The sequence below is a fragment of the Streptomyces sp. NBC_01716 genome, assembly GCF_036248275.1.
Lineage (GTDB): Bacteria > Actinomycetota > Actinomycetes > Streptomycetales > Streptomycetaceae > Streptomyces.
In genome coordinates this window covers 6,897,112-6,914,258 of sequence record NZ_CP109181.1, presented here as the reverse complement: position 1 = coordinate 6,914,258, position 17,147 = coordinate 6,897,112, and the positions used below count along the sequence as shown (strand labels likewise).

General features: G+C 72.5%; 12 protein-coding genes and 1 riboswitch. Of the genes, 8 read left to right on the top strand and 4 right to left on the bottom strand.

What is annotated here, in order from left to right:
- Window positions 1-257: 257 nt before the first annotated feature.
- The gene (locus OIE74_RS30400; protein WP_329389278.1) at window positions 258-1,856 is read right to left on the bottom strand and encodes an ABC-F family ATP-binding cassette domain-containing protein; all 1,599 of its coding nucleotides are present in this window, start codon (window positions 1,854-1,856) and stop codon (window positions 258-260) included.
- Window positions 1,857-2,092: 236 nt separating this feature from the next.
- On the opposite strand from OIE74_RS30400, the gene OIE74_RS30395 reads away from it, so the two are divergent.
- The gene (locus tag OIE74_RS30395; protein WP_329389275.1) at window positions 2,093-2,494 is read left to right on the top strand and encodes a VOC family protein; all 402 of its coding nucleotides are present in this window, start codon (window positions 2,093-2,095) and stop codon (window positions 2,492-2,494) included.
- A gap of 72 nt (window positions 2,495-2,566) precedes the next feature.
- Here OIE74_RS30395 and OIE74_RS30390 read toward each other — a convergent pair whose 3' ends face one another.
- The 3 genes from OIE74_RS30390 to OIE74_RS30380 all read right to left on the bottom strand — a co-directional run bounded on the left by OIE74_RS30390 (window position 2,567) and on the right by OIE74_RS30380 (window position 6,158).
- Window positions 2,567-3,997, bottom strand: a complete 1,431-nt coding sequence (locus OIE74_RS30390; protein WP_443076275.1) for a hypothetical protein — start codon at window positions 3,995-3,997, stop codon at window positions 2,567-2,569.
- Between the two features lie 180 nt (window positions 3,998-4,177).
- Window positions 4,178-5,305, bottom strand: a complete 1,128-nt coding sequence (locus OIE74_RS30385; RefSeq protein WP_329389271.1) for an alpha/beta hydrolase — start codon at window positions 5,303-5,305, stop codon at window positions 4,178-4,180.
- Window positions 5,306-5,435: 130 nt separating this feature from the next.
- Complete coding sequence (locus OIE74_RS30380) at window positions 5,436-6,158, bottom strand: class II aldolase/adducin family protein (RefSeq protein WP_329389269.1); 723 nt, start codon at window positions 6,156-6,158, stop codon at window positions 5,436-5,438.
- A 128-nt stretch (window positions 6,159-6,286) separates the two neighbouring features.
- Here OIE74_RS30380 and OIE74_RS30375 point away from each other — a divergent pair, with 128 nt between their 5' ends.
- The 7 genes from OIE74_RS30375 to cobO all read left to right on the top strand — a co-directional run bounded on the left by OIE74_RS30375 (window position 6,287) and on the right by cobO (window position 17,114).
- On the top strand, window positions 6,287-7,552 hold the full coding sequence (locus OIE74_RS30375) for an inorganic phosphate transporter (RefSeq protein ID WP_329389267.1): 1,266 nt from the start codon (window positions 6,287-6,289) through the stop codon (window positions 7,550-7,552).
- Between the two features lie 40 nt (window positions 7,553-7,592).
- Window positions 7,593-7,805, top strand: a complete 213-nt coding sequence (locus OIE74_RS30370; RefSeq protein WP_329389264.1) for a hypothetical protein — start codon at window positions 7,593-7,595, stop codon at window positions 7,803-7,805.
- 102 nt (window positions 7,806-7,907) lie between these two features.
- A riboswitch (cobalamin riboswitch) is annotated at window positions 7,908-7,983 on the top strand.
- 142 nt (window positions 7,984-8,125) lie between these two features.
- Window positions 8,126-9,112 (top strand): cobalamin biosynthesis protein, encoded by a 987-nt coding sequence (locus OIE74_RS30365; protein WP_329389262.1) that lies wholly within the window; start codon window positions 8,126-8,128, stop codon window positions 9,110-9,112.
- Window positions 9,109-10,683 (top strand): cobyric acid synthase, encoded by a 1,575-nt coding sequence (locus OIE74_RS30360; RefSeq protein WP_329389260.1) that lies wholly within the window; start codon window positions 9,109-9,111, stop codon window positions 10,681-10,683. Before OIE74_RS30365 ends, OIE74_RS30360 begins: the two co-directional genes overlap by 4 nt.
- A complete protein-coding gene (gene cobN / locus OIE74_RS30355; RefSeq protein WP_329389258.1) occupies window positions 10,680-14,387 on the top strand; it encodes a cobaltochelatase subunit CobN in 3,708 nt (1,235 codons plus the stop codon). The genes OIE74_RS30360 and cobN overlap by 4 nt, the downstream gene beginning before the upstream one ends.
- Window positions 14,388-14,475: 88 nt before the next feature.
- On the top strand, window positions 14,476-16,515 hold the full coding sequence (locus tag OIE74_RS30350) for a putative cobaltochelatase (RefSeq protein ID WP_329389256.1): 2,040 nt from the start codon (window positions 14,476-14,478) through the stop codon (window positions 16,513-16,515).
- Window positions 16,515-17,114, top strand: coding sequence for a cob(I)yrinic acid a,c-diamide adenosyltransferase (cobO, locus tag OIE74_RS30345; protein ID WP_329389255.1), 600 nt, complete (start codon window positions 16,515-16,517; stop codon window positions 17,112-17,114). Before OIE74_RS30350 ends, cobO begins: the two co-directional genes overlap by 1 nt.
- Window positions 17,115-17,147: the final 33 nt, after the last annotated feature.

The following is a 17,147-nucleotide window of genomic DNA, read 5'->3' as shown; positions in this document are numbered from 1 at the left end:
CGCACCCAAAGCTTCGACGGAGCGCAGCATTCGAACACGAACGGAATTGCTACTTCCAGAGCGGCATACGCAGGCAGAACGCCGGATCCGCGCAAGAAACCGCAGGTCAGGAAGGGTGCGCCGGAAAGCTGATCCAACTGGTCACGGAACGCCTTGATCGTCGGCACGCCACGCCAAAGTACGAGACGCACTCACTCAGATGATGGATCACCGCTGAGCCGAATGATCCATACGGAGTGGATCACGCCCGTCCCGCGTCAGGCCAGCGCCACCAGATCCGCGTAGTCCGCGCCCCACAGGTCCTCGACGCCGTCGGGCAGCAGGATGATCCGTTCGGGTTCGAGCGCCTGGACGGCGCCCTCGTCGTGGGTGACCAGGATGACCGCGCCCTTGTATGTGCGCAGCGCGCCGAGGATCTCCTCGCGGCTGGCCGGGTCGAGGTTGTTCGTGGGCTCGTCCAGGAGCAGCACGTTGGCCGACGAGACCACCAGGGTCGCGAGCGCGAGGCGGGTCTTCTCGCCGCCGGACAGGACACCGGCCGGCTTGTCGACGTCGTCGCCGGAGAAGAGGAACGAGCCGAGGGTCTTGCGGACATCGACCAGGTCCAGGTCCGGGGCTGACGACCGCATGTTCTCCAGGACGGAGCGCTCGGGGTCGAGCGTCTCGTGCTCCTGCGCGTAGTAGCCGAGTTTGAGGCCGTGGCCCGGGGTGACTTCGCCGGTGTCGGGCTTCTCCACCCCGGCGAGCAGCCGCAGCAGCGTGGTCTTGCCCGCGCCGTTGAGGCCGAGGATGACGACGCGCGAGCCCTTGTCGATGGCCAGGTCGACGTCGGTGAAGATTTCCAGGGAGCCGTACGACTTCGACAGGCCCTCGGCCGTCAGCGGCGTCCTGCCGCACGGCGCGGGGTCCGGGAAGCGCAGCTTGGCGACCTTGTCCGACTGGCGTACGGCCTCCAGGCCCGACAGCAGGCGCTCGGCGCGGCGTGCCATGTTCTGCGCGGCAACGGTCTTGGTTGCCTTGGCGCGCATCTTGTCGGCCTGCGAGTTGAGCGTGGCGGCCTTCTTCTCCGCGTTGGCCCGCTCGCGCTTGCGGCGCTTCTCGTCGGACTCGCGCTGCTGCTGGTAGAGCTTCCAGCCCATGTTGTAGACGTCGATCCGGGAGCGGTTGGCGTCCAGGTAGAAGACCTTGTTGACGACCGTCTCGACGAGGTCGACGTCGTGGGAGATGACGATGAAGCCGCCGCGGTAGCTCTTGAGATAGTCCCGCAGCCAGACGACGGAGTCGGCGTCGAGGTGGTTCGTCGGCTCGTCCAGCAGCAGCGTGTCGGCGTCCGAGAAGAGGATGCGCGCGAGTTCGACGCGCCGGCGCTGACCGCCGGAGAGCGTATGGAGGGGCTGCCCGAGCACCCGGTCGGGCAGGCCGAGCGCGGCGGCGATGGTGGCGGCCTCGGACTCGGCGGCGTAACCGCCCTTGGTGAGGAACTCCGTCTCCAGGCGCTCGTACTTCTTCATCGCCTTCTCACGGGTGGCGCCCTTGCCGTTCGCCATCCGGTCCTCGTTCTCACGCATCTTCCTCAGGACGGAGTCGAGGTCCCGGGCGGAGAGGATGCGGTCGCGGGCGAGGGTGTCGAGGTCGCCGGTGCGCGGGTCCTGCGGCAGATAGCCGACCTCGCCGGAGCGGGTGATGGTGCCGGCGGCGGGGATGCCCTCGCCCGCGAGGCACTTGGTGAGGGTGGTCTTGCCGGCTCCGTTACGGCCGACGAGGCCGATGCGGTCGCCCTTGGCGATACGGAAGGAGGCTGACTCGATGAGGACACGAGCGCCGGCGCGCAACTCGACACCGGTGGCGGTGATCACGGAAAAACTCCAAGGCGGGTATGGACGGCGGAAGGGCGGGCGGAGGGGATTCTTCGACGCCGGCTAATGCACAAGGAGAGATGCCATGCCGCCGAGTCTACCGGGGCCGCACAACTGCTTACGCCCCATGGGTGTCCCCCGGGAGCACTCGGCCGGGCTGCGTTGTCAGTGGCCGCTGCCAGACTGGAGGAACTGAGACACAGGTCACAGCCGGAGCTTGGAGAAGGGTGATCAGCATGGCCGGTGCGCCGAGTATCTGTCCGACGCTCGTCTACGAGGACGCGAAGGCGGCCATCAGGACTCTGAAGGAAGCCTTCGGCTTCACGGAGGTGAGTGTGTACGAGGGCGAGGACGGCAGCGTCCTCCATGCCGAACTGGCCCATGGGAACGGCATGGTGATGCTGGGGTCCAGGAAGAGGGAGGGCGTCTTCGCCCAGGCGATGGCGGGCGGCGGGCCCACCGGGGTCTATGTGGTCGTCGAGGACGTCGACGCGCACCACGCGCGCGCCGCGGCCCAGGGAGTGGAGATCCTGATGCCGCCCACGGACCAGGACTACGGCTCCCGGGACTACATGGCGCGCGACGCGGAGGGCAACGTGTGGAGCTTCGGTACATACGCACCGGGCGCCGCCGGCTGAGCCTTCCGGCCCCTGGTGCCTGGGCCGGCCCGGCGCTCCGGTGCGTGGCGGGCGGGCCGGTGTGCGGGGCGGTCAGGCGCCTCCGGTGTGGACCTGGAAAGCCGCCCGGCGTACGGCCTTCGCGAGCGCCGGGTCCGGGTGCGCGGCCGCCAGTGCGACCAGCACCTGCACGGTGCGGGGGTGGCCGACGGCCCTGACCTCGTCGAGCAGGGCCGGGACGGTGCCCTGGACGGCCGAGTCGAGGTGGCGGACCAGCAGCGCGGTCTCGCCGTGGTCGGCGACCGCGGCCGCGGTGTCGACCCAGAGCCAGGTCGACTCCTCACGGGTGAGGATGTCCGGCGCGTCCTCGGGGTCCGCGCCTTCGTACTCCGCGAGCCAGAGCAACGCGTAGGGGCGCAGGGAGGGTTCGGCCGACGCGGTGCGCACCTCCGGCTCGGCGGGGGCGCCGACGACGCGCAGCGCCTCGAAGGCGAGTCCGCGCAGGAGCGCGTCCTCGCCGCGTGCCACGGCGACGAGTTCGGTGACCGCGCTGCCGACGGTGCGGGCGGCAAGCCAGGCGCGGTATTCGGCGCGGGCGGGTCCGGGGGTGAGCCGGGCGCAGCCTCGCAGCATGTTCTCGGCGGACTGCTCGATGTTGCCCGCCGGGCTCTGGGCGGCGACACAGATCTGCTCCAGCTTGACCCAGACCGCCCAGTTGCCGAGCGGGGTGAGGGTCGCCTGGCCCTCACCGAGGGTCAGGGCGCCGACGGCGGCCAGGCCCTCCAGGGCCCAGTCGAGAAGCCGCGGCAGCGGGACGGTCGCGGCGGTGGCCGGGGCCGGCTCGGGGCGGGGCTCCGGCGCGGCGGCGGGCGCCGTGGGACCCGCGGCGTTCGTGGGGTCGTACGGCACCTCGCAGCGCTCGTCGCGCAGTTCCGCGACGCGCTGCTGGAGCAGGTCGAGCAGGGCCGGTACAAGCACGGGGCCGGCCGAGAGCTGGAGGAGGGAGAGCACCTGGGGGACGGCTTCCACGACCTCGGCGACCGTCGCGGGGGCGAGGTCGTCCGGGGCGGCGTGGACGAGCGACCAGGCGTCGAAGAGGGCGACCCAGCCGCGCAGGACGGCCGACTCGTCACGGTCCCAGGCGCGCAGGCGCCAGCCGGGGCGTGCGGTGCCGCCGTGCAGTTCGACGAGCCCGGCCAGCCTGGCGCGGTCCCAGCCCGCGCTCACCTGGTCCGGCGTCAACTCCATGGCCTCGGCGGCCCGTTCGCGGGCCTTCGGGGCCAGCGGGCCCGCTCCGGGGTCCCGGTCGGCCGCTGCCCAGCGGGCGATCCGCACGGCGTCCGCGAGGACGGCCCGCGCCTGACGGGCCAGCTCCGCGCGCGGTGGTGTGCCCTCCGGCGGACGGGGCGCCGGACGTGTTCGCCCGGTGGTCACGGCCCGGCGGGCCGTGGTCAGGGCCCGGGGACGGACGAGTCGGAGTCTGGAGTTGCGCGCCAATTGCTCATCAGGCTTTCGGGACGTCACAGGAGCAGTCTTCCCGCTGATTGCCCGAAAGCCCAAACGGAACCTGCCGCCCGGACCTCCACCCGCCGGTCACCCGCCCGGGAAGACGCCGGAGCGGAGGGTGGCCGGGGGTGGCGGAGAAGCGCGGGCGGCCTTACCCGGCGGAGGTCGCGCGCCGGTGTGAGTGACGGTGCCGAGGGGTCACATGAGGGGGGTGAGGAAGCGGCGGAGCGTTTCCTCGTAACCGGTGGGGTCCGCGTTCCACATGGCGCCGTGCGGGGCGTCCGAGACCGTGTGCAGGGTGACCAGGTCGGTGCGGCGGGCGGCCAGTTCGCGGGAGGGGTACCAGGGGGACAGGGCATCGTCGGGGCCGTGGACGATCAGCGTGGGGACATCGAGCTTCCCCGGGTCGGCGACCACGGGCAGCCGGCCGCCGCGCAGTCCCGTGCGGCCCTGTGCGGCGCGGACGGCGAGGGGCAGGAGCGGGCCGGGGGTGCGGCGGGCGGTGGCCATGGCGCGCAGGGTGGCCTCCCAGTCGAGCACGGGGCTGTCCAGGACGAGTCCCTTGATGCGGTCGCGCTGTCCGGACTTCCCGGCGGCGTGCAGGGCCATCGTGGCTCCGACGGACCAGCCGTAGAGGATCACGTACTCGGCGCCGCCTCGCACGGCGAAGCGGATCGCGGCGTCGAGGTCGCGCCACTCCGAGTCGCCGAGGTGCCCGAGGCCGTCGGGGGGACGCGGGGCGCCCTGGTCACCCCGGTAGAACAGGTTCAGGACCGGGAGATGCTGCTCCACCAGGAACTCCATGACGTTCATGGGGTGCTCCGGGGTGGCGCCGAGCCCGTGTGCGGTGATCATCCAGGTCTCGCGGCTGCCGGGCACGAACCAGCCGGGCAGCGGGCCGAGTTCACCGGGGATCTCCACCCGGTCGTACTCCAGGCCGAGCGCGCTGCCGGGGTCGCCGTGGTGAATCTGGGGGGTGAGCCGGACGCGGCTGCCGGCGCCGAGGGTGCCGCGGCTGACGCGCTCCAGCCGGCGGACGACGGTGTCGGCGGGGTGCGGTACGTCGTCGATGACGGGCCCGACGACCGCCTGGACGTCCGCGGACTCCAGCCCGTAGGTCCCGGGGCGCAAGGAGGCCAGACAGCGCGTGAGGGTCACCCGGCCCGCGGCCGTGGCGTGCACGGTGAGCCGCGGGTCGCCCGGCAGTGGTCGTCCGAAAGGCGCCTTGAGCGCGGCGTCGCTCGCGTACCGGCCGGCCGCCACGGCTGCCGTGCCGACACCGATCACTGTGGTGACGGCTGCTGCCGTCGCTCTGGCCGGTCGCATTTTCCCAGTGTCGGTACGGACGGGCCGTACGGCCAGTGGAGCAGCCGTCCGGGGTGACACGGGAGGCACCGGAGGCACGGGAGGCACGGCCTTGCACCAGTCCGGGGGCTTGATCCGGCCGCGCGCCTGGTCAGCCCGGCTGGCCGTAGCCCTTGAGCCGCTCCTCGACGTCCCGCACCTGCTGCCGGGAGAGCAGGCTGGGCGCGTGGCCGGGGACGGAACTCGCCGTGAGCCAGAGGCGGCACATCCACTCCAGCTGAGCCGTACGGTCGTAGGCCTGGTCCAGGGTGGCGGCGTGGGTGACGGTGCCGTGGTTCTGGAGCAGACAGCCCGTGCGGTCGCGCAGCGCGCGCACCATGTTCTCGGCCAGGGCGTCCGTGCCGTACATCGCGTAGGGGGCGATCCGGACCGGACCGCCGAAGTCCGCCGCCATGTAGTGGATCAGCGGGAGTTCGGGCACGAGGGTGGAGACGGCGGTGGCGTGGACGGCGTGGGTGTGGACGACGGCGCCCGCGTCCGCGTTCCGGTAGACCTCCAGATGCATCGGCAGCTCGCTGGTGGGCCTGAGACGGCCGATGACCTGGTGGCCGTCGAGGTCCACGGCGACGGTGTCGTCGGGCGTCAGCCGGTCGTACGGCACCCCGCTGGGCGTGACGAGGACCAGCTCTCCGACCCGTACGGACACATTGCCCGAGGTGCCGACGACCAGTCCGTCGGCCGCGCTGCGGCGGGCGGTGGCGACGAGGTCCCGCCAGGCCCGCGCGATCCCCTGCTCCCGGGCCTCTTCGCGCGTGCCCTCGTAAGCGTCTTCGCGCGTGCCCTCATACGTGTGCCGGTCACCGGTTTCCGTCATGCGGCGATCCTGCCAGGTGCCCCACTCGGAGCGAGAGTCACCGCAAAGCCCGCCCCAGTTCATCTTCCGTTCATTCAACGTACCTACGTTCCTGAACGGCCGATGACGTCAAGGGATTGCCAGGGTTAATGGAACACCTCACGCTGCTGCTCGCGATCGTGATCGTGACGGCTCTCGTGTTCGACTTCACGAACGGTTTCCACGACACCGCCAACGCGATGGCGACGACCATCTCGACCGGCGCACTGAAACCCAAGACGGCGGTCGCGATGTCCGCCGTGCTCAACCTCGTCGGCGCGTTCCTGTCGGTCGAGGTCGCCAAGACGATCTCCGGCGGGCTCATCAACGAGCAGGGCATCAGAACAGAAGTGATCTTCGCGGCGCTCGTCGGCGCCATCCTGTGGAACCTGTTCACCTGGCTGCTCGGCCTTCCGTCGAGCTCCTCCCACGCTCTCTTCGGCGGTCTCATCGGCGCCACGCTGATGTCCGTCGGCACCTCGGGTGTCAACGGCGGGGTCGTCGTCACCAAGGTCCTGCTCCCGGCGCTCGCCGCGCCCCTGGTCGCCGGTCTGGCCGCGATGCTCGCCACCCGGCTGACGTACCGCATCGGCCGCGGCACGGACGAGAAGGCCACCGCGAAGGGCTTCCGGGTGGGACAGATCGCGTCGGCCGCCCTCGTCTCCCTTGCCCACGGCACCAACGACGCGCAGAAGACCATGGGTGTCATCACCCTCGCGCTCGTCACCGGCGGCGTCGTCGCCCCCGGCTCCAATCCCCCGCTGTGGGTGATCGTCTCCGCCGGTGTCGCCATCGCGCTGGGCACCTATCTCGGCGGCTGGCGCATCATCCGCACCATGGGCAAGGGCCTCACCGACCTCCGCCCGCAGCAGGGCTTCGCCGCCCAGACCAGCGCGGCGACCGTCATCCTCGCCTCGTCCCATCTGGGCTTCTCGCTCTCCACCACCCAGTCCTGCTCCGGTGCGGTGATGGGCGCCGGTCTCGGCCGCAAGGGCGGAGTCGTCCGCTGGTCGACCGCCACCCGAATGTTCATCGCCTGGGGACTGACCCTGCCGGCCGCCGCGCTGGTCGCGGCGGGCGCCGAGTTCCTGACCGGGCAGGGCCCGTGGGGCATCGCGGCCACGGCGGCGCTGCTCGTCGCGCTCTCGACGGTCATCTGGGTCGCGTCGCGGCGCAGGCCGGTCGACCACACGAATGTCAACGCGGCGGACGAGTCCGCCGTGGCCGACGAACCCCCGGGTGTCGTGACCGCGGCCGTCGCCGCCGTCACCCCGCCCCCTGTGGGCGGTCCGGCGTCGGAGATCGCCGCCACCATCCCGGCCCCGGGGGGCACATCGGACCCGACCGCCGAACCGGCCCGGCCCGCGGCCGTCTGACCTCAGCGGCCCGACACGAAGCGAAGGACACTCTTTCAGCATGAACATCGACTGGGCGGCGCTCGGCTCCGTCTTCGGCGTCAGTCTCGTGGTCACCGTCGCCCTGGTGGGCCTGTTCACCCTGGGCATCGTCGGGCTCTCGAAGAGCGCGGCACCCACGGGGTCCGTCACCGTCGCCCGCACCGGCGCGTACGTCTGCTTCGCCCTGTGCCTGGCCGCCGTGTCGTACGGGATCTACATGATCGTCGCCTGACCGCCGTGTGGGCCTCAGCACACTGCCCCGTCGCAGGTCAAAGCCTGGTTGACGGGACTTCGCACGCGTGGTGGACTGCCGAGGCCAATACGGCGACAGCGAGAGGAAGCCGGTGCGAATCCGGCGCGGTCCCGCCACTGTGACCGGGGACAGCCATGTCCCGGGGAGTCAGGAACTCTTGTCGCCGCATCACGTCGAACCAGGGCGCGGACCCTGAGTGAGGACATGTCGCCATGCCCGGCTGCGGTTCAGCTGTCGCGTCCAGACCTTCGAGTACGAGAAACCCGAGAGCGTCCCGAGGCGTATCGGCGGGCTGAGCGATGCGTGCCGGGTATTCGGCGGGCCGCGAAGTACCGGCCCAGGGAAGCGTTTTCGCGTACGGCGCCGCCGCCGGTCTCCTCGCGGACCGGCTCTTCGGCGATCCCCGGCGCGGCCATCCGGTCGCCGCTTTCGGGCGGGCCGCGGGCGCCGTGGAGCGCCTGCTGTGGCGTGACCACCGGGGCTGGGGCGCGCTGCACACCGTCGTCTGCGCCGGGGGTACGGCCGGGGTGGCCGCACTCGTGGCGCGCGGGCTGCGGGGCCGTACGGCCCCCTCCGTCGTCCTGACCGCCGCCGTCACCTGGACCGTGGTGGGCGGTACGTCGCTGGGGCGCGAGGCGAGGGCCGTCGGCGGGGCGCTGGCGGCCGGGGACATCGAGGCGGCACGGGAGCGGCTGCCGCATCTGTGCGGGCGGGATCCGCAGGGCCTGGACGGGCCGGAGATCGCCCGCGCCGTCGTGGAGTCCGTCGCGGAGAACACCTCGGACGCCGTCGTGGGAGCCCTGGTCTGGGGCGCGTTCAGCGGGGTGCCGGGGCTGGTCGCGTTCCGCGCGGTCAACACGCTGGACGCGATGGTCGGCCACCGGTCGCCGCGCCATCTGCGCTTCGGGTGGGCGGCGGCGCGGCTGGACGACGTGGCCGGCTGGCCGGGCGCCCGGCTGACGGCGGCACTGGCGGCCGTGGCGGGCGGCGCGCCCGCGCGGGCGCTGCGGGCGGTACGGCGCGACGCGGGCCGTCATCCGAGCCCCAACGCGGGCCCCGTGGAAGCGGCGTTCGCGGGCGCGCTGGGCGTACGGCTCGGCGGCACCCTCGCGTACGGCGGGCGGGTCGAGCACCGGCCGGTGCTGAACGGCGGTGGCCGGCCGGTCGAGGTGGCCGACATCGAGCGGGCGGTCGAACTGTCGCGCCGGGTGGGCGTGCTGGCGTTCGGGGTCTGCGTGGCCGGGCGGCTGCTGGCCGACAACTTCCTTGGGAAGGCGCGGCGATGAGCACGGGACAGGCGCGCGGGGGCGGGCTGCTCGTCGCCGGAACGACGTCCGACGCCGGGAAGAGCGTCGTGACGGCGGGCATCTGCCGCTGGCTCGTCCGCCGGGGCGTGAAGGTGGCGCCCTTCAAGGGGCAGAACATGTCGCTGAATTCGTTCGTGACGCGCGAAGGCGCCGAGATCGGCCGGGCACAGGCGATGCAGGCACAGGCGGCGCGCGTCGAGCCGACGGCGCTGATGAATCCCGTCCTGCTCAAACCGGGCGGCGACCGCAGCAGTCAAGTCGTCCTGATGGGGCGGCCGGTGGGTGAACTGAGCGCGCGTGGCTACCACGGCGACGGCGCGGGCCCCGGCCGCCAGGAAACCCTGCTGGGCACCGTCGTGGAGTGTCTGGAGGAGCTGCGGCGCACGTACGACGCGGTGATCTGCGAGGGCGCGGGCAGCCCGGCGGAGATCAATCTGCGGCGTACCGACATCGTCAACATGGGCATCGCGCGGGCGGCCCGCCTGCCGGTCGTCGTGGTCGGCGACATCGACAGGGGCGGTGTCTTCGCGTCGTTCTTCGGTACGACGGCGCTGCTGAGCCCCGAGGACCAATCACTGGTCGCGGGTTATCTCGTCAACAAGTTCCGGGGCGACGTGTCGCTGCTGGAGCCGGGTCTGGAGATGCTGCGCGGGCTGACCGGCCGCGCCACCTACGGTGTGCTGCCCTTCCGGCACGGTCTGGGCATCGACGAGGAGGACGGTCTGCGGGTCTCCCTGCGCGGCGCCGTACGCGAGTCGGTGGTGGCCCCTCCGTACGGAGAGGACGTCCTGCGGGTCGCCGTCTGCGCGTTGCCGCTGATGTCCAACTTCACCGACGTGGACGCGCTGGCGGCCGAACCGGGCGTGGTGGTGCGTTTCGTGGACCGCGCCGACGAGATCGCCGACGCGGACCTGGTGATCGTCCCCGGTACGCGCGGCACGGTGCGGGCGCTGGCCTGGCTGCGCGAGCGCGGTCTCGCCGACGCGCTGCTGCGGCGCGCCGCCGACGGCCGCCCCGTCCTCGGGATCTGCGGCGGTTACCAGCTCATCGGCGAGCACATCAAGGACGACGTCGAGTTCCGCTCGGGCTCGGGCGGTGTGTCCGTGGCGGGACTCGGACTGCTGCCCGTACGCGTCGAGTTCGCCCGTGAGAAGACGCTGGCTCGCCCTGTCGGCGAGGCGCTGGGCGAGCGCGTCGAGGGGTACGAGATCCACCACGGCGTCGCCTCCGTAGAAGGGGGTGACCCTTTCCTCGTCGACGGCGCCGGCCGTCGTCTGGACGGATGCCGTTCGGGCCAGGTGTGGGGCACGCACTGGCACGGCTCGCTGGAGAGCGACGGCTTCCGGCGCGCCTTCCTGCGCGAGGTGGCAGGGGCGGCCGGGCGCCGCTTCGTACCCGCCCCGGGCACCTCGTTCGCCGCCCTGCGCGAGGAGCAACTCGACCTTCTCGGCGATCTGATCGAAGAACACGCGGACACGGACGCGCTGCTGCGGCTGATCGAGTCGGGCGCCCCGTCAGGACTTCCCTTCATCGCACCTGGAGCGCCATGACCACCGCGCCTGTCAACAGCCCTTCCCCGACTGTGCTGTTGCTGTCCACCGCCGACACCGATCTGCTGGCCGCCCGTGCCTCGGGCGCCCCGTATCTCATCGGCAACCCGACCCGGCTCGACGCCACCGACGACCTGCCCGCGCTGATCGCCGGGGCGCGGATCGCCGTCGTACGGCTCCTGGGCGGCAAACGCGCCTGGGAGGACGGTCTCGCCGTGCTCACCGCGTCCGGCGTACCGACCGTGCTGCTGGGCGGGGAGTCCGTACCGGACGCGGAGCTGATGGCCGACTCGTCGGTGCCCGCCGGTGTGGTCGCCGAGGCGCTGCGCTACCTGGTCGAGGGCGGGCCGGAGAATCTGGCGGAACTGGCGCGGTTCCTCTCCGACACCGTGTTGCTGACCGGTGAGGGGTTCGAGGCGCCGCGCCCGATGCCCGAGTGGGGTGTGCACGGCGAGCGCGCCTTCGTAGAAGGGCGGCCGACCGTCGGGGTGCTCTTCTACCGCGCGCACCAGCTCTCCGGGAACACCTCCTTCGTGGACGTGCTGTGCGACCGCGTCGAGGAGCGGGGCGCCAACGCCCTTCCGGTGTACTGCGGTTCACTGCGCGGCGCCGATCCCGCCCTCTTTGATCGGCTCGGCGCCGCGGACGTGCTGATCGCGACCGTGCTCGCGGCCGGCGGCACCGTCGCGTCGGACGCGTCGGCGGGCGGCGACGAGGAGGCGTGGGACATCGGGGCGCTGGCCGACCTGGACATACCGGTCCTGCAAGGGCTCTGTCTGACGTCGTCACGGGCCGCCTGGGACGCGTCGGACGCCGCGCTGTCGCCCATGGACGCCGCGATGCAGGTCGCGATCCCGGAATTCGACGGGCGGCTGATCACGGTCCCGTTCTCGTTCAAGGAGCAGGGCCCCGACGGGGTCCCGGTGTACGTCGCCGACCCCGAGCGGGCCGGGCGGGTCGCCGGGATCGCGGTGCGGCACGCCCGGCTCGCGCACAGGCCGAACGCGCAGAAGAAGCTGGCCGTGGTCTTCACCGCGTACCCGACGAAGCACTCACGTGTCGGCAACGCGGTCGGTCTCGACACCCCGGCGTCGGCGGTACGGGTGCTGGACGCCCTGCGCGACGCCGGTTACCGGGTGGGGGACGGCGCCGACGCGCACCCCGACAACGGGGACGAGCTGATCCACCGGCTCATCAACGCCGGTGGCCACGACGTGGAGTGGCTGACGGAGGAGCAGCTGGCCGTGGCGCCCGCGCGGGTGCCGCTGGCCGACTACCGCGCCTGGTTCGACGAGCTGGAGCCGGAGCTCCGCGCGGGCATGCTGGAGCACTGGGGCGAGCCGCCGGGCTCGCTCTACGTGGACGGCGACGACATCGTGCTCGCGTCGCTCCGGTTCGGGAACGTCGTGGTGATGATCCAGCCGCCGCGCGGCTTCGGCGAGAACCCGATCGCGATCTACCACGACCCGGACATGCCGCCGTCGCACCACTACATGGCCGCGTACCGCTGGCTGGAGACGGCGGCGGACAGGAACGGTTTCGGCGCGGACGCGATCGTCCACATGGGCAAGCACGGCACGATGGAGTGGCTGCCCGGCAAGGGCCTCGGCCTGTCGGCGGGCTGCGGCCCGGACGCGGTGCTCGGTGAACTGCCCCTGATCTACCCGTTCATCGTCAACGACCCCGGCGAGGGCACCCAGGCCAAGCGGCGCGGCCACGCCACCGTCGTGGACCATCTGGTACCGCCGATGGCCCGCGCCGACACCTACGGGGACCTGGCCAAGCTGGAGCAACTCCTCGACGAGTACGCGCTGGTCAGCGATCTCGACCCGACGAAGGCGCCGGCCGTGCGCGCCCAGATCTGGACGCTCGTCAAGGCCGCCGAGCTGCACCACGACCTGCATGTGGACGAGCAGCCGGGCGAGGACGACTTCGACTCGTTCGTCATGCATGTCGACGGCTATCTCTGCGAGATCAAGGACGTCCAGATCAGGGACGGTCTGCACATCCTGGGCGGTGGCCCCGAGGGTGAGGCACGGGTCAACCTGGTGCTCGCCGTGCTGCGCGCCTCGCAGGTGTGGGGCGGCGAGGCGAACGCCCTGCCGGGCCTGCGGGCGGCGCTCGCCGAGCACTTCGGGCTGGCCGAGAAGGAGCTGCTGGGCGAGCCTGGAGCGCCGGTGAAGGTGCCGGCCGAGCTGACGGACCTGGTGGCGGGTCCGGCGCGGTCGGCGGCGGACGCGATCGATCTGCTGGAGCAGCTCTGCCGGCGGCTCGCGGAGGGCATGGAGGAGCGGGGCTGGGAACTGTCGGCGGCGGCTCCGCTGGCCGGGGAGGTCCTGGGGCAGGAACTGGCCTCAGCGGTGGCCGTGTTGGGCTTCGCCTCTACTGAGGTGGTGCCGAGGCTGGCCCGTACGACGGACGAGATCGGGAACATCCTGCGCGCCCTGGACGGCGGGTTCGTCCCGGCGGGCCCCTCCGGGTCGCCGACGCGCGGGCTCGTCAACGTCCTGCCGACGGGCCGCAACTTCTACTCCGTCGACCCCAAGGCCATTCCGTCGCGGCTTTCCTGGGAGGTCGGCCAGTCGCTGGCGGACTCGCTGGTCGCCCGGTATCTGGCCGACACGGGCGCCTATCCGGCGTCGGTGGGGCTGACCGTCTGGGGCACGTCCGCGATGCGCACCCAGGGTGACGACATCGCCGAGATCCTGGCGCTGCTGGGCTGCCGGCCGGTGTGGGACGACGCGTCCCGGCGGGTCACCGGCTTCGAGATCGTGCCCGCGGCGGAGCTGGGACGGCCCCGGATCGATGTGACGGTGCGGATCTCGGGCTTCTTCCGGGACGCCTTCCCGCATGTGGTGGGACTGATCGACGACGCCGTACGGGCGGTGGCCGAGCTGGACGAGCCGGCCGAGGCCAACTACGTACGGGCGCACGCCGATGAGGACACGGCTCTCCACGGTGACCGCCGGCGCGCGACGGCGCGGATCTTCGGATCGAAGCCGGGCGCGTACGGGGCGGGTCTGCTGCCGCTGATCGACGCGCGGAACTGGCGGTCGGACGCGGACCTGGCCGAGGTGTACGCGGTCTGGGGCGGCTACGCGTACGGGCGCGGGCTCGACGGGCGTGCGGCGCGCGGGGACATGGAGACGGCGTTCCGGCGGATCAAGGTCGCGGCGAAGAACGTCGACACGAGGGAGCACGATCTGGTCGACGCGGACGACTACTTCCAATACCACGGCGGCATGGTCGCGATGGTGCGGCATCTGGCGGGTGAGTCGCCCGAGGCGTATGTGGGTGACAGCGCGACGCCGGACCAGGTGAAGACGCGGACGCTGGGCGAGGAGACGCACCGGGTGTTCCGGGCGCGGGTGGTCAACCCGCGCTGGATGGCGGCGATGCGGCGGCACGGCTACAAGGGCGCCTTCGAAATGGCGGCGACCGTCGACTACCTCTTCGGGTACGACGCGACGGCGGGCGTCGTGGACGACTGGATGTACGAGAAGTTGTCCGCGGAGTACGTCTTCGCGCCGGAGAACCAGGAGTTCATGCGGCGGTCCAACCCGTGGGCGCTGCGCGGCATCACCGAGCGGCTGCTGGAGGCCGCCGAGCGGGGGCTGTGGGCGGAGCCTGACGAACAGACGCTGGAGCGGCTGCGGGCGACGTATCTGGAGCTGGAGGGCGATCTGGAGGGGGGCGGCGAGTGAGAGCGAACCCGAGCGCCGCCGGAGCCGCCGGAGCCGGCTTCCGAACGCCGGACGGGCCGAACACGCCGACCCATGCCTTGGAGGCACTGTGAGTACGCCGTATCCCTTCACCGCCATCGTCGGGCAGGACGATCTGCGGCTCGCGCTGCTGCTCAACGCCGTGTCCCCGGCCGTCGGCGGGGTGCTCGTGCGCGGCGAGAAGGGCACCGCGAAGAGCACGGCCGTGCGCGGGCTCTCCGCGGTGCTGCCGGACGTCGCCGTCGTCGCGGGCTGCCGCTTCTCCTGCGACCCGGGAGCACCCGACCCGGCGTGCCCCGACGGGCCGCACGAGGCGGGTCCGGGGTCCGCGCGCCCCGCGCGGGTGGTCGAACTCCCCGTCGGCGCCTCCGAGGACCGGCTGGTCGGCGCGCTCGACATCGAACGGGCGCTGGCGGAGGGCGTGAAGAGCTTCGAGCCGGGGCTGCTCGCCGACGCGCACCGGGGCGTGCTGTACGTGGACGAGGTCAACCTGTTGCACGACCACCTGGTGGACCTGCTGTTGGACGCCGCCGCGATGGGGGCCTCCTACGTAGAGCGCGAGGGCGTCTCCGTACGGCATGCCGCGCGGTTCCTGCTCGTGGGGACGATGAACCCCGAAGAGGGCGAGCTGCGGCCGCAGTTGCTCGACCGGTTCGGACTCACCGTCGAGGTCACCGCCTCGCGCGAGCCCGATCTGCGGGTGGAGGTCGTACGGCGCCGGCTCGCCTACGACGACGACCCCGCCGCGTTCGCCGCGCGCTGGGCCGACGAGGAGAACGAGCTGCGGGCGCGCATCGTGGCCGCGCGGGCGCTGCTGCCCGAGGTACGGCTCGGTGACGCCGCGCTGCGGCAGATCGCCGCGACGTGCGCCGCGTTCGAGGTGGACGGCATGCGCGCCGACATCGTGATGGCCAGGACGGCGACGACGCTCGCCGCGTGGGCGGGGCGCACGGTCGTGCTGGCGGAGGACGTACGGCAGGCGGCGCTGCTCGCGCTGCCGCACCGCAGGCGGCGCAATCCGTTCGACGCACCGGGGCTGGACGAGGAGAAACTGGACGACACGCTGGAGGAGTTCGGCGGCGATGACGGCTCTCCCGACGACGACCCGGATCCGGACGGGCCTGGCGGGGGCGGGCAGCCGCCGCAGGACGGGCCTGAGGGGCCGCGGGGGCCGGAAGCGGGGGAAAGCCCGGCCGAGCCCGCCGAGGCGCCTGCGGAGCCCGAGGAGGGGCAGGGCGGCCGTCCCGCCGGGGGCGGCGGTGAGCAGTCCGCCGTACGCGCCGCCGAGCCCTTCCGTACGAAGACGCTCAGCGTGCCCGGTCTCGGTGAGGGTGCGGCGGGGCGCCGTTCCCGGGCGCGTACCGACCACGGGCGTACGACCGGGGCCAGGCGGCCACGGGGCGCGCTGAGCAAACTGCATCTGGCCGCGACGATCCAGGCCGCCGCGCCGCACCAGCGGGCGCGTGGCCGTTCCGGGCGCGGGCTGGTGGTACGGCGCGACGATCTGCGGCAGGCGAACCGCGAGGGGCGCGAGGGCAATCTGGTGCTGTTCGTGGTGGACGCCTCCGGGTCGATGGCCGCGCGGCAGCGCATGTCGGCTGTGAAGGGCGCCGTCCTGTCGCTGCTCCTGGACGCGTACCAGCGGCGCGACAAGGTCGGTCTGATCACCTTCCGTGGGAAGGACGCCACGGTGGCGCTGCCGCCTACCTCCTCGGTCGACGCGGCGGCCGTACGGCTGGAGTCGCTGCCCACCGGCGGGCGGACTCCGTTGTCCGCCGGGCTGTTGAAGGCGCACGACGTCCTTCGGGTGGAGCGGATGCGTGATCCCGCGCGGCGCCCGCTGCTCGTCGTGGTCACCGACGGGCGGGCGACCGGCGGGGCCGATCCGGTGGCGCTCGGGACTCGCGCGGCACGGCTGCACGCCGCCGACGGCACGGCGTCGGTGGTCGTGGACTGCGAGTCGGGGCCGGTACGGCTCGGGTTGGCGGTCGCGCTCGCGGGCGAGCTCGGCGGCACGGCCGTCACGCTCGACGAGTTGCGCGCGGACAGCATCGCGGGGCTGGTCAGGGATGTGCGAGGCGCTTCGGGCGCGTACGGGAGGGTTGCCTGATGCCGCAGGGACAGCCGGCGGTCGTGCCGGACGACGGGCTCACCACCCGCCAGCGCCGGAACCGGCCGCTCGTCGTCGTCCACACAGGCGTCGGCAAGGGCAAGTCGACGGCGGCGTTCGGACTGGCGCTGCGCGGCTGGACGCAGGGCTGGCCGATCGGGGTGTTCCAGTTCGTCAAGTCGGCGAAGTGGAAGGTGGGCGAGGAGCACGCGCTGAAGGTGCTGGGGGCGAGCGGCGAGGGCGGTTCGGTCGACTGGCACAAGATGGGCGAGGGCTGGTCCTGGGTCCAGCGCGACAAGCAGCTTTCCAATGAGGACGCGGCGCGCGAGGGCTGGGAGCAGGTCAGGCGCGACCTGGCGGCTCAGACGTACCGGCTGTACGTACTGGACGAGTTCGCGTACCCGATGCACTGGGGCTGGGTGGACACCGACGAGGTCGTACGGGTGCTGCGGGAGCGGCCGGGGACACAGCACGTGGTGATCACCGGGCGGAACGCGCCGGAGGCGCTGGTCGAACTCGCGGACCTGGTCACCGACATGACGAAGGTCAAGCATCCGATGGACGCGGGGCAGAAGGGGCAGAGGGGGATCGAGTGGTGAATGCCGCCGCCCCGGGCCCCGCTGTATCGGTGC

Coding starts and splice junctions, on each gene's coding strand:
- OIE74_RS30395 (WP_329389275.1), top strand. CDS start 2,093: ATGGCCGGTGCGCCGAGTATCTGTCCGACGCTCGTCTACGAGGACGCG.
- OIE74_RS30385 (WP_329389271.1), bottom strand. CDS start 5,305: ATGCGACCGGCCAGAGCGACGGCAGCAGCCGTCACCACAGTGATCGGT.
- OIE74_RS30380 (WP_329389269.1), bottom strand. CDS start 6,158: ATGACGGAAACCGGTGACCGGCACACGTATGAGGGCACGCGCGAAGAC.
- OIE74_RS30375 (WP_329389267.1), top strand. CDS start 6,287: ATGGAACACCTCACGCTGCTGCTCGCGATCGTGATCGTGACGGCTCTC.
- OIE74_RS30370 (WP_329389264.1), top strand. CDS start 7,593: ATGAACATCGACTGGGCGGCGCTCGGCTCCGTCTTCGGCGTCAGTCTC.
- OIE74_RS30365 (WP_329389262.1), top strand. CDS start 8,126: ATGCGTGCCGGGTATTCGGCGGGCCGCGAAGTACCGGCCCAGGGAAGC.
- OIE74_RS30360 (WP_329389260.1), top strand. CDS start 9,109: ATGAGCACGGGACAGGCGCGCGGGGGCGGGCTGCTCGTCGCCGGAACG.
- cobN (WP_329389258.1), top strand. CDS start 10,680: ATGACCACCGCGCCTGTCAACAGCCCTTCCCCGACTGTGCTGTTGCTG.
- cobO (WP_329389255.1), top strand. CDS start 16,515: ATGCCGCAGGGACAGCCGGCGGTCGTGCCGGACGACGGGCTCACCACC.